Origin of the sequence: Fodinibius sediminis, assembly GCF_900182555.1 — a bacterium.
Taxonomy (GTDB): Bacteria; Bacteroidota; Rhodothermia; order Balneolales; family Balneolaceae; genus Fodinibius; species Fodinibius sediminis.
On record NZ_FXTH01000011.1, the window covers coordinates 1 to 12,983 of the forward strand.

The window sequence follows — 12,983 nt, forward strand, 5'->3', positions numbered from 1 at the left end:
TGGCAAAACAACAATCAGGTCGCCAAAGACGTTATGCAATCGGCTGAATCTGATATTGGATTAACCGATGAACAACCAGCTCCGGAAGAGCCAAACTCAGATGAGATCAACCTGACAACTAAAACCAACTTCTAACGGCTGACTGTCAGATCAAGTCGTGGCTATTACAACTTATAACGGCTGACTGTCGGATTTCATCGTGGCTATTACACATTATATAACATTTCCTACTCTGACATTATATCTAAATAGGAGGGGCTAATCCCCCTCCCATTTTACTTCCAAATTCAGTCACATCTCTGTATTAGCAGAGAAACCAGGATAGTTACTTACTCTTTTTACGAAATTGAATAACCTGCCCTCCAGAGCCCTTACACTTTCCAACTGATTTGCTATAAGGGTTTCACACGTCTTTATAGCCAGTTGTCTGCTCCTCTTGTCTTCGAAGCCTTCAAAGATTTTAATTATCTCCTCTCCTGGCTTCTTACAATCCGAACTTTGATTGTAGCAGTGGAAACCGCCTATTATATATGTAAGGTTGAACGCCTCTAATTCTGATGTAATGGGTACAGGTATCACTACACGCATGGCATTATAATAGATCGTCTTCTCAAATTCTTGCAACTGGCTATCCGGTTTGCCCTTCGCCTGAGGTATTCTTCCTATAACAGGCTGTTTAACTAAAATATTTGGCTCCAGATTGCACTGCAATGGGAAGACATGCTCTACTATGCCTATAACAGAATCAACAAACGTTGTGTGAGAAATAAATGGCTTATTCTCTTCTTTGTTTTCTGGGACTATGTGTAAGAGGTCTAGCTCATAATGCTTGAGTCGTTTGGTTTCGGGAGCTTGAAAATGAAGCTTTTCATCTTTCACAGTCTCCTCTTTCCAGTTTGTGGTTGTATTGAAATTCAATTGATTTGATTCCATGATATCATGATTTGATTACGGTTTTAGTGGGGGGGTATTTGAAATCCCGGAACCAAGCGGGGGTGATCTGTGGAGATGGTTGCTTTGCGCTTAAACAATTGGCAAAAATGACATTATGACGATAAACTATAGACGAAAAAATCTTAGAAAATTTGTAATTATCTGGATAGGGGGGGCAAATTGAATGAGGTCTTTGATGATTTGGTTCCAAGTCTAATCATAGATTTGTCGAGAGCGGACTTCTGTTTATTCAAACCAGCCACTTCACAAAAAAGGTACCAACTACAGAGAGGTGAAAAGTTTCTCAAACATACGAAAGAGGTTGCCTGATCCATTTATGTCATATGGTACTGATGAGAAAGAAAATAGGATAGCCTAAAGATGGGTAAAATCCCCCGTAACAGGATATACCTGTTCTCTTACAAACAGATTTAAACGACTTGACAGAGGAGTTTTAACGTACATTTTATGCTCTATGCCTATTAGACAGATGTAAAAGGGGGGGGTATTTAACACAGAGCCTTCAAATCCATACTCTTCTACTTATTTAGCTAATTTCAATGATCATGAGTTAGAGATACATTAGAAAGCAACACCCGGAGCCGAGGTGGAGTAATTAGTCGTGATACTACATACTTCTCTCTCCCGTTCCGGAGGACAGACCATTCCAGTAAGCCGACTTATTCTTATTGTCATATGGCTTTATGGTGATAGATGCATCTAAGAACCTATACTATCATATTGATATACTATACATTGATGGAAAGTAGCTCCTAAATGGTTTTATATCTTATAGCAAAATAAGATTATAAAATATTTGACAATACCGATTTTAACATTTAGATTAGGCGGTCCATTACTGGAAAAGAAGACAGACCCTTCAAACGATATTGAAATTGCTCTTTTTCAGGTGGTGACTATTGTAGTGGAAACGATTTCCGCCAATAGCATGTGAGCCGAGGTACTCACACTTTTACAGACTCCATTTCCATAGATTACCTTATATATATATATATGACATTTAGTGTAAGCGCATGCGCTTACCTCTAATTTCATTCGATCTCGCTTTTACAGACATCCGTATTATATAACTCGGGAGTTATATAACAAGGGAAAAGCGTCTAATTTTCATATTTCAAATTCAAAACAACTATGAAAACCATAGACAAGGGCGAGTTATTATCTCTTATGTACTCAATTGATAATAAGCTAAACACACTCATAAAAGAAAACCTTGCACAAAATAAAACGTGGATGCGCACTTCAGAAGTTGCAGATTATTTAAATATGTCTGAATCGCAACTTCACGTTCTCAAATCAGAGGGAACCCTTCCATTTACAAAACTGAAAGGGATAATTTATTTCGATAAAGAGGATATAAATGAAATTCTTGAGAGTAATAAAAACTGGAGGTAAAAACTATGTCTAATACAACACAATTTGATAACAATACAAAAACAATGTCAATGGGTGAAACAGTGAATAAATACAAAGACATGCCAGAACCTGAAACAATATGGAGAGGAATCACAGAAGGAGATTTAGGTTTTGTTGTAGGCCGATCTAAGAGTGGTAAAACAATCATGTGTGAAAATTTTGGTTTTAACCTTGCAGCACGCAGAGATCAATTCTTGGGATCCAAACTTTACTCCCATGACAAAACTGTTCTTTTTGTCCCACTTGAGGGCATAGATTTAAACGATCGGAAAAGAAATATCAATCAACTTGAAGGGTATACACAGGAAGAACAACAACTTATTTTTAATAACTATTACATTATGGATGAATCTCCATCACATTTAGATACAAATGAAAAAAGAGAGATGCTTATTGATTGCATCAATATGTGTAATGCTAATGTTGTAATTATTGACTCCCTTACCAGATTATACTTTGGTGGAAAAATAGAAGAATCAGCAACGGCTCAAAAAGTAATGAGCTCCATTAGTGATATTTCCAAGGCAACAAATGCAACAATGATAATAATTCATCACACTCCTAAAATACGCAGAGATAAACCCATGTCCATTGAAGATGTGGCCGGTAGTAGAGTAGTTGCTCAAGAAAATGGATTTGTTATCGGAATTAACAAATGCATAACGGGAAAAAGATACGTTAAAGACGTTGCATATCGATATAGGAAGGAAGATAGTGACAATGTGCTGTTATTTGATATCAATGAAAATAGAAACATTTTTTTGATTGGAGAAACCTCTGAGTATAGAGCTCTTAAAGGAAAAGATGGACGAAGAAATAACACTAACCGTAATTACATTCTTGACACTATTTTAAATTATATAAAAGAAAACGATATAGAAGGAAATACCGTACAGTCCTCTGACATATACTCTTTGACAGATATTAAAGACAAAATGTCCAGAAAGGCATTTCAAGACAATTTTAGACGTCTAACCGATAAAGGATTACTAATCAAAATCAAGAAAGGGGAGTATAAAGTTAATGTAGAAGAAACAACTACCACACCAATAGATATAAGTCCCGCAACCCACTAACTATAATAACCACAATAACTTCAATATCTATAATAACTTCAATATAGATCATACATATAACTGAAATAGAAGTTATTGAACATATTGAAGGTAATATGTAAGAGTATAGAGCCCATAACTTGTCCGGTTATGGGCTCTACTTTATTCAGTCTATTGGTAATGTAAATTAAACTCTATCCGCGTTGTTTATTTCTTAGGGTAACGGTTTAAGTTTAGGCCAGTTGAACTCTTATTCGAGTGTGAGCTCTTGTACGCTTAAGTCTCATTCATATAGTGGACTTGTTAAATCTCCTTTACTGAACTCATAAAAAATAATTGTTGTAACCGTCCACTTTCGGTTATCCTCACGCAATGTTAGTTCAAGTAGATGTCTCTCATTTGGTGTGTAAGGCGCTAAAAATGGTTTAATGGGGACTCATATAAGGATACGTTTTTGTTCAAGCGTATGAGGTACAGAGGATGGATAAGAATGTTCAGGGATGGGGTACATGAAGAGGAGCCAAACAACCTTGAATTATTGAAATAACGAAATTCAGGTTTCTGTGTTATCTTAGAACAGTATATAGATTACTTATTTATGCTAACACAAATTTGACTATTTGAAAAGGAACTACTCTCGCTAAGAGCGATTGGAACTTACTTTCTGAACATCCATAATAGTGGGGTAAAGATGAAATCAATCACGCAGTTACGGGAGGCTATAAACAGCTTCATTGATGCTCATGGTAGTAAGCCTGCCATAAAGATTAGCAAAGCGTACTGGGAGGATAATGCCAGTGAGATAGCCATGCTTTCAAAAGAGGGCTATGATATTGTAGTGACTGAAGAGCTGGAAAGCAGGAAAAGTTTTCATGTGGGTCCGTCACCAAATCTATATCCCACCGTCAATACCCTTAATGATCTAAAAGAGCAGGTAGATCGTCTTATTGAGGAGGGAAAAGGTCACTGGCCTGTAAAGTATCTGCCCCATGATGCCAACTGCTACCTGCAAATTAAACTTTGCCCCATTATACCAGGGAACGCACCATTTGAAGGGTTGGAACTAATGTCCGGTTTTGCCGATGCTCCAGAAGGGGAACATATTCTAATGCTCGTGGGCAACACAGAATGATCCTATGGTTTGCCCGGACTCTTTATCTTTTGACTGAAATCAGATACGTAAACTATAAATAGTCTAATTAAGGTCTTAGAAAGCTCGATCACCAGATAAGGATTAGATTGAAAAAATTAGGTAGTGCCTTTTAAAGTCTTTTCCAGTAAATTTTATTAGATATAAAGATATCAACGAGAGATCTGTCTAACTACGATGAAGGCCTTAAGCTTATCAGCTATCATAGGTGTAGTCTTGGGATCAAGCGTAATCTACTGGCTTGAGTTAGATGAAGTGGGAGCAATAGGACTGGTATTGCTACTGTGTTTAAGTTTCACCATCGCAATCGGAAACTTTATTTCGAGGTCGAATGCCAAAGGGACTTAAAACATATCATAGAACCTACAATTTATCGTTTATACTTGCGATCCTTTTTATAGTGGTAGGATGCCGGCAGTGGAGTAAAACAGCCGGGGGTGGCAAAGGACCAAACTTTTATATCCCAACACGGGACTTTTTATTTGAAAATCATTTTGGAAGCGACGGATTGGGAGGATACAGTTACTTGCTTTTTACAAGTCGACCGACACCTGATACAGAGGACCGTTACCTGCGCGTATGCAATTCCTTTATTAGTAGCATGAATCTTAGTTCCTATTATCCGGCTTCCACGACTTACCAGCAGATTGTAACCTATTGGCCTTTGCAAAATAAACCGTTTTCTACCTCAGATTTGAAAAACTGCAGTTGGTTGGTGGAAAACTACGATTACGCAAAATCAGAAACCATCCTCTCATACATCCGTATGAATCATGTCAGCGGACCTATACTTGTGGCCTGGGAAAAACCGTTCAATCCAGCTATTGTAAATGATAATTTCATTGTATTTAATTTATCAAATTTCGCTGACCATGATATCGCCAGAGCAATAAGCATATGGAAGGGGCAAACAATTAAAGGCCCGGAGGATTGGGAGGACGGATTTTTATACACCCGAACCAAGGAAGAGCTTCGAAATTTCATTCAGCGGTACGGTAATACCATTTTTGCTTTTGTAACGGGGGCAGGATAAAGCTCAATGGTAGGCTTTTTAGCAACCAAAAGTAGTATTCAAAACCTTTTCAGTCTCCAAACAGTCCCTTTTGGGTCCCTGGAATCTCGTCCAGGTCAATGGGATGGTCTACGGGCTTAATGAGCTCTTCGTCATTCTGGCCATAGTCCAAACCCTTGCTTACCTGCCACACCTCCATATCGTCTTCCGGGTAGGGGACAAAGATGTTCTGATCAAAATAATCTTCGGGGTTCAACGTCTTATCCAGCCAAAAATCATAATCCTCTTTGCGCAGGATGGTCGGCATTCGTTCTTTTGAATTATGAATTTTTCGGACCACAGGGTTTGGATCGGTGGTGATAATGGAGAAGGATCCTATGGTTTGTCCGGACTCTTTATCCACCCAGTGGTCGTACAAGCCTGCCAGCCCAAATGCCTGCTGGCTTGACAGGGTAAAGTAATAGGGGATTTTATCCGTGGGCTTCTTGCCACCCGGAATGGAAACTTCCTTGTCCAGGTGATGGTGCTCATAAAATCCGGCCACTGGTACAATACACCGCTTGCTCTTGAACAGGGGACGCCAAAGGTTGCTGCTCATGAGTTTATCATCCCGTGCATTCATGGTGCTGTATTGCAACTTTCTATCTTTAGACCAGCTTGGTATGAGTCCAAATTCATGGATGGTGACCTCCCTTTCACCATCTTCGCCCGTTTTAATAATGAAGGATGGATTAGTGGGCCGGGTATTCCTGCGGCCTTCAAAATTCTTGGGGATATTAAGCTTAGCCCCAAAAAGGTATCCGAGTTTATCAGGATGAATGTGGCTGTCAAAAAAGGTACACATAGCTATTTAATTTGTTGGCCTAAAATCTTCATTATCTTCAAAAAAGTCAGCCTGACCACTGACATCGATGTTCTTTTTTCCCTCTTCTACCGCTTTTACTATCATGACTACATAATTGGCAATAAGCCGGAGATAGTTTGCTGCAGAATAGCCTTCCTTTTTGCTTACAGCACTAAGATGCTGGATATCATGATACACGTGCGCGGAGTGGGTTACCGTCTCTGGCACTTCTGAATCGATAACGGCTTGTATTTCATGCTGAAACTGACTCAGAAATTCAGGATGTGTTTTAGCCCGGCGATAGGCTGCAATCACTTTTGATTTTATCCTGTCCTTATCCATGATCACCGCATGTAATTTTAATAAATGTAGCAGGAATAACGATAAGCAACAACAGGAAATACAGCTTGTCAGCATTGGTATATGGAGGCTCTGATGCACAGTGATGACTATTAGAGCCTTCTACGGTGTTATATACGTTAAAACATGGGCTGTTATGCTGGCGAATGTGGAGTATCGTATTTGGAAATAGATCGGGGGACGTGATATAAGGTTCGTTAGAGTTTACGAGCGTTCCAGAAAATGGGTTTTCCCTTGAACTGAGTCCATGATGGAAGCTCGGGTGATGGTTTGGTTGCCAAAAGTGTTGTTAATAGCATCCTGCACCAGGCAAAATTGTCGTTCCTGGGGGTTTTCCCGGAAGAAGAGTTCCTGCTGGTTGGAATGGTCTACCCCAACAGTACCTACGCCAATGCCCCGGAGGGCATAACCGCTGTTCAGCAGTTGTTTCATACGTGGGGCAGCCCCCTTCATACACTCATGATGGATGTAGCCGTCCAGGTTGGTATAGCCCTCAGTATTAAACCGAAAGCTGACGCCCTTGTGCTCCCGGTGCTGGATACGAAGGTAACAGAAGTACTGCCGGGCCCGGAGGTTATATCCGCGCATCCGGTAGCAAAGCCGGGAGATCCCTTTCATGATTTCTCCGCTAATGCAGGCGGGATCGGTGGACTGACTGCTGAAGGTGTGCATATAGTTCAGCTGCTCTTTGGGGCTCAGTTGTTCCGTGAGTACTTTGGCGCGGTCTTTCCCGGAGATCATCTCATACATGATTTTGCCAAAGTAGGCGCCAAACAGCTGCTGGAAGATGGGATAGCCCCGGTCAATGCCTTCAGATATAGTATTAAGACCTTCCTTTTGTAGTTTTTCATACCGCTTGCGGCCTATTCCCCAGACTTCATCCAAGGGCAGGGGGCCCAGCAAGTCTTTGGCTTCCTGTTGGTCCAGTACCAAGGTTAATCCATCCGGCTTGTCAAGGTCACTGGCCAGTTTGCTATAGGTTTTGGAATAGGAGATGCCAATAGAGCATACCAGCCCGATCTCCTGGTAGATCAGGTTACGGAGGGATTGGCCATACTGCTGAATCTCAGCGCGGGAGTGATCCTTTAGGAAATTGATGTCCAGGAAATACTCATCCATGGAGTATTTCTCCATTGTAGGCGCAAAATCGTTGAGCACATCCTCGATCAGGCTGCTGATTCCCTTGTACTTTTCGTAATCAGCCTGCAGGCCGATGATATACGGGCAGATCTGCTCGGCTTCATAGGCGCTCATGGCGGTCTTGATACCCAGGGCACGAGCCTCATAGGAGCTGGTAGCGACTATGCCCCGGGGAATCCCTTGTTCGCCCTTGTACCAGCCCCCAATATAGATGGGTAGGCCGTGAAGCTTGTAACACTGCTGTTCCACCTGGGCATAGAAGCAATTCATGTCCAAATGCAGGTACAACCGCTCCTTCACAGAGGTATGCTGCATATCCCGGCTCACGCACCGGTAATCGGTGATCTTGTGTACATCTTCATCTGGGCTGTAGGTTCCGGGATTAATGGAAGGTAGTTTAGGCATGAATAATAAGTTGAAAATAATGGCTTTTATTGCTTAATATACATGAAAATAAATATGAAAAACAATAAATGTATTAGCCATGCAAACCGTGCTCAAGGAAAAGGTGAATGTAGATGCCGTCTTCCGCTCCTTTAAAGAGGATAATACCCGTAACCGGAGTGGGTGGGAGCATAAACGCATTCAGCCCCGCTATGTCAAACGAAAGAAGGGGGAAGTACTAAAGGTCCGGGAAGTGAGAAGATCATATGTCCAGCGTAAAGGCAAGCGCGTACAGGTCCATTTTGTTATTCACTGTGAGGAGGACCGGTATTTTCATCTGGTCTATGACTCCGATAAGATTATCTGGATCCTGTTGTACGAATTTGACGACCAGATGCTCTTTGATGAGCGAAAGGTTGACGTTGACATTCAATGGAAGGGCTAGGCGGATCTAAAGATTAGGCCCCAGTTGCCGCCGGTCTTCCATGCTTTACCTACATAGGTTCCAATGACTGTGATCTCTTCCCATTCTTTCGGGGTAATGGTAATGGAATCATAGGCGGGATTCTCCGGGTGCAGGATAACGCCACCCGAGGTACGCTCAATGGTTTTCAGGGTAGTCTCTCCACGGTAGTCAATAGCTCCAATTTCCCCATCTCCGGGAGACCGTGGATCTATGATAATGTAGTCGCCATCCCGAATGTCCGCATCTATCATACTCTCGCCATCGACAATCAAAGCAAAATAGTGATCCGACTTGGCAGGATGAATTTCTACCGGCAGGTGCCCCAGGTTCTCACTGATAGCCTCATGCATGGCTCCAGCGGTAATGCGCCCCTTTACCGGTATGCCCGGATAAAAGCCTTTGAGTTGTGAGCGCTTGGTGGGATGAATGGTATAGTTCCCCCTTCCTTCTTTGGACAGGTAATTTTTCTTTTCCAAGGCCCGCAGGTGCTGGAAGATGCTGTTGGTGGAACTGTAGTCCAGAGCCTCCTGCATGTCCCCGTAGGAAGGGAACTGGTCATGGTCTTCCAGATAGCCGAGGAGGTACTCCCAAACCCCTTGTTGTTTGTCGGTCAGTTCTTTCATAAGAGCTAATTATACAAAAATAGCATGAAAAAATATATGAAAATAATTAACTGTTGATTCTTATTTCAATACCTCTAAGGTGCAATTATTAGGAGATATAAGCTAAGAGGTATGCTTATTAGGCGTCGTATTTTAAGCGTACTATCTTGATTAGTTGTGAGCATAAGGTCAGAGAATTCACACAAGTCTTTTATGGCTTCATGGCAGAAGATAGCACGCAAATGACTATCACAGAGCGGGAAACTTTCCCTGTCCATCAGTTGAAAAAACGTCAAAGATCGTGAAGTACGGATATATCCATTCATTGCTCTGTGCAAGGGCTCTATCCAGCTTTATGTTCTGGCAAATGAAAAGTCCGTTATAAGATAATTTTACTAAAGAAGGGGAGAGAACATTAGCCTTATTATTTAACTATGACCATACATAAGGGGATAAAGGATACTACTCATCGAGTTCATCCATAATCTGCCTGAAGCTTTCCAGTCCGGCCTCTAAGTTTTCTACAATGTCACCGGCTAATACTTCCGGTTCCGGAAGATTCTCCAAGTCAGTCAGACTATCATCCTTGATCCAGGTAATATCGAGAGAGGTCTTATCCCGGTTGGTAACCTCCTCATAGGTGTATTTACGCCATCTGCCATCCTTGTTATCCTCTGACCATGTTTGTTCCCGCTTATGTCGTTTGCCAGGCTTATAGCACTGTACGAAAGGTTTCAAGTCCTCATAGGTCATCGGCTTTTGCTTGAGTGTGTGGTGGACATTGGTGCGGTAGTCATAGAACCATATCTCTTTGGTCTGGGCCTCCTTGGAAGCAGGTTTAGTATCGAAGAAGAGGACATTCGCCTTAACGCCATGTGCATAGAAGATACCGGTAGGCAGGCGCAGAATGGTATGCAGATCGGTGGTTTGTAAGAGCTTCTTCCTAACGGTCTCACCAGAGCCGCCTTCAAATAGGACATTATCAGGCACTACCACTGCTGCCTGACCATTATTTTTAAGCAGTGTTCGGATATGCTGCAAAAAGTTGAGCTGCTTGTTGGAGCTTGTGGTCCAGAAGTCCTGTCGGTTGTAGGTCAGCTTCTCCTTACTCTGGCTACCATCCTCATTGGTGATGGTAATGCTGCTTTTCTTGCCAAAAGGCGGATTAGCCAGTACATAGTCAAATCGGTCTCTTGGGTCGGATATTAAACTATCTTCTCGTTCAATGGGTGGCTTGGAGGTAAGATCGCCTATGTTGTGGAGGAATAGGTTCATCAGGCACATACGCGCCGTATTAGCGACAATCTCCCACCCTTTAAAAGTATCGTACTTTAAAAATTCTTTTTGGGCCTTGTCGAGCTCGTAATTCTCTAATATGTAATCATAAGCGGCCAGGAAGAAACCTCCCGTACCACAGGCCGGGTCTCCGATTGTTTTCTCTGGTTTTGGAGCTACACACTCCACCATTGCTTTAATCAAGGGACGTGGGGTGAAGTACTGACCGGCTCCGCTTTTGGTATCTTCGGCATTCTTCTCCAATAGCCCTTCATAAATATCGCCTTTTACATCTGGGCCGAGCATGACCCAATCTTCGCTGTCAATCATCTGGATAAGCTTGTACAATTTAGCTGGATCAGTAACCTTATTTTGGGCTTTCACAAATATTTGCCCAATCATTCCTTCTTTTTGTCCCAGTTCACGTAGTAGCTTTATGTAGTGGGTCTCCAGATCGGTACCGCTTTTACTGGTCAGGCTATTCCAGTTGTACTCTTTAGGAATATGGGTTTCCCGGTTATAGGGCGGTTGACTATACTCCCAAGCCATTTTCAAGAACAGGAGATAAGTGATCTGCTCCAGGTAATCCCCGTAGCCAACCCCATCATCCCTAAGTGTATCGCAAAAATTCCAAACCTTCTGTATAATTCCGTTTGTCGTCATATTAACTTAATACCTACTTGTTCTATAATATTTTTTCTAATTAGATCGAAGTTGATATAGCCAAATTTCAATGATAATCTTTCATTTATATGTTCTATATATTTTTTGATTTCCCTATCAGGATGAATATTTGATACTAAGTAAAGTTCATCAACCTGTTCATTATCAGGGAAGAAGTTATAATCAATTAGCTGGCCTAACCCTACATTAAGAGAAGTTTTTAGTGAATTATAGCTCTTTACTTCAAAGATAATTTGTTTCCCTCCATGTACCATATAAATATCAAGCTTACGACCGTCTTCAGTGGGGTGCTCTACCTCTAAAATATTTGGATTTAATCTATTATAGAGCCAGTTGCTGAATGATACCTGAATCTGATCATGTACATTTTTAAATTCCTTTTTTTCTGTCCTTGTGCTACGAGTAATTTTGGGTTTAAAATCTTTGGGTGAATATTTTTTGTTACCACCTTTTATAGCATATGATTTCTCATTCTTGACACTTGACAACCGGTCTCGAATTGCTTTATAACGATCAGAATTTATGGCCTGATATTCTTCCTCCTTCATTGGAACTAATTCATCGTGTAGGCTTTCAATTTGGTCTGGACGGAACCGAACATTAAACAAAGAGGTAGGATCATCAATAAACTGATTATTTTTAACAAAAGTGTTCGGATCTAAATCGTGCGGTATCAAATCTTTTTTTCTCTGGTCTAACCACCCCTCTGTGTCGAATCTTTCATATGCATATCTACTAATTTCTTTACCAACTATCTCAATATCATTAATAGCCCCCACCCAATACCGTTGTTTATTTATCCCATCAAATGTATAGAGTTTTACATCTCTCTTTGTGAGACTAAAAGTACTTTTACCGTTACTATGGAATGGTTGCATGAATCCGTATAAATATCCATCAAGCATCTTTGATTTATCAAAAAGCCACTCCTCAAATCCAAATCCGTACTTTCCCTCATGGGTATCCTTATTTTTACTTTTACCTTCTCTTCCGGATGGTAATTCCCAACCATTAGTATTCCATGTTAAGCGAATAATTCTTGTATCCTTGGGCTCAAAATAATTATTAAGTACAACCCCCTCGTAAACGGGAATTAATTTATCGAACGTCGATACTATTTCTAATAGTTGATCATCATTTAGGTTGTAATCATCTTGTTCAAAATAATTGCCAATGAAGATGAAATTACCTTCTCTAATAAATTTATCCTCAATCGGAACGACTTTTTCAAAAACTGTAGCTCCAAATTTATCCTTTTCATTTATCCAATAGGTTAAATCTTCAAAAATTGTTGGATAGTCATTTATAAACTTGTTAAATCTTTTAATTAGTTTGCCTAATTTATCTGTTGGATTTGGAATGCTTTGAGTTGCTTTTAAAGAAAATGCAACACCGTATCTCAATACATTGCGTATTCCTAAAGTTTGAATGCCTATATTAAATTGCAACTCATCCAAGCCCCCCCAGTGAAATGTATATCCATCTCTTTTAAGAGATGGAGATTTATTAAATATTTTATGGTCTCTATGTTTGTAATTTAAGCAGTGCGCACGCCTTCTTTGAAGTCCCCCAAATGGATGGAGATCATTTTGTTCTAAAATGTCTTCGATTGCTTCGGCAAGATTTATTATGGTATTCATA

12 protein-coding genes are annotated in these 12,983 nt (G+C 40.8%); 5 read left to right on the forward strand and 7 right to left on the reverse strand.

The features are described from left to right. Positions 1-291: 291 nt before the first annotated feature. On the reverse strand, positions 292-933 hold the full coding sequence (locus FN808_RS12375) for a DUF3871 family protein (protein ID WP_142714921.1): 642 nt from the start codon (positions 931-933) through the stop codon (positions 292-294). Between the two features lie 1,152 nt (positions 934-2,085). On the opposite strand from FN808_RS12375, the gene FN808_RS12380 reads away from it, so the two are divergent. From FN808_RS12380 to FN808_RS12395, 4 genes are all read left to right on the forward strand, one after another. Beyond that, the gene (locus FN808_RS12380) at positions 2,086-2,349 is read left to right on the forward strand and encodes a helix-turn-helix domain-containing protein (protein ID WP_142714922.1); all 264 of its coding nucleotides are present in this window, start codon (positions 2,086-2,088) and stop codon (positions 2,347-2,349) included. 5 nt (positions 2,350-2,354) lie between these two features. Beyond that, positions 2,355-3,446 carry an AAA family ATPase gene (locus tag FN808_RS12385; protein ID WP_142714923.1) on the forward strand — a complete coding sequence of 364 codons (1,092 nt, stop codon included), beginning with the start codon at positions 2,355-2,357 and terminating at the stop codon, positions 3,444-3,446. A gap of 670 nt (positions 3,447-4,116) precedes the next feature. Further along, complete coding sequence (locus tag FN808_RS12390) at positions 4,117-4,557, forward strand: hypothetical protein (RefSeq protein WP_142714924.1); 441 nt, start codon at positions 4,117-4,119, stop codon at positions 4,555-4,557. Positions 4,558-5,290: 733 nt separating this feature from the next. Continuing rightward, entirely contained in the window at positions 5,291-5,608 is a 318-nt protein-coding gene (locus tag FN808_RS12395; RefSeq protein ID WP_142714925.1) for a hypothetical protein, read from the forward strand. 49 nt (positions 5,609-5,657) lie between these two features. Here the strand turns inward: FN808_RS12395 and FN808_RS12400 are convergent, their stop codons facing one another. The 3 genes from FN808_RS12400 to FN808_RS12410 all read right to left on the reverse strand — a co-directional run bounded on the left by FN808_RS12400 (position 5,658) and on the right by FN808_RS12410 (position 8,336). Then, the gene (locus FN808_RS12400) at positions 5,658-6,431 is read right to left on the reverse strand and encodes an SOS response-associated peptidase (protein ID WP_142714926.1); all 774 of its coding nucleotides are present in this window, start codon (positions 6,429-6,431) and stop codon (positions 5,658-5,660) included. Between the two features lie 6 nt (positions 6,432-6,437). Beyond that, on the reverse strand, positions 6,438-6,779 hold the full coding sequence (locus FN808_RS12405) for a hypothetical protein (RefSeq protein ID WP_142714927.1): 342 nt from the start codon (positions 6,777-6,779) through the stop codon (positions 6,438-6,440). A gap of 216 nt (positions 6,780-6,995) precedes the next feature. Then, complete coding sequence (locus FN808_RS12410) at positions 6,996-8,336, reverse strand: Y-family DNA polymerase (RefSeq protein ID WP_142714928.1); 1,341 nt, start codon at positions 8,334-8,336, stop codon at positions 6,996-6,998. Between the two features lie 79 nt (positions 8,337-8,415). Between FN808_RS12410 and FN808_RS12415 the strand changes: the two genes are divergently transcribed. Next, positions 8,416-8,760, forward strand: a complete 345-nt coding sequence (locus FN808_RS12415) for a hypothetical protein (protein ID WP_142714929.1) — start codon at positions 8,416-8,418, stop codon at positions 8,758-8,760. On the opposite strand, the gene FN808_RS12420 is transcribed toward FN808_RS12415, so the two are convergent. From FN808_RS12420 to FN808_RS12430, 3 genes are all read right to left on the reverse strand, one after another. Beyond that, positions 8,757-9,404 carry a LexA family protein gene (locus FN808_RS12420; RefSeq protein WP_142714930.1) on the reverse strand — a complete coding sequence of 216 codons (648 nt, stop codon included), beginning with the start codon at positions 9,402-9,404 and terminating at the stop codon, positions 8,757-8,759. The two genes, FN808_RS12415 and FN808_RS12420, sit on opposite strands and share 4 nt — an antisense overlap. Positions 9,405-9,845: 441 nt before the next feature. Continuing rightward, positions 9,846-11,321 carry a class I SAM-dependent DNA methyltransferase gene (locus FN808_RS12425; protein ID WP_142714931.1) on the reverse strand — a complete coding sequence of 492 codons (1,476 nt, stop codon included), beginning with the start codon at positions 11,319-11,321 and terminating at the stop codon, positions 9,846-9,848. Continuing rightward, a complete protein-coding gene (locus tag FN808_RS12430) occupies positions 11,318-12,982 on the reverse strand; it encodes a hypothetical protein (protein ID WP_142714932.1) in 1,665 nt (554 codons plus the stop codon). The genes FN808_RS12425 and FN808_RS12430 overlap by 4 nt, the downstream gene beginning before the upstream one ends. Between the last annotated feature and the right edge of the window lies 1 nt (position 12,983).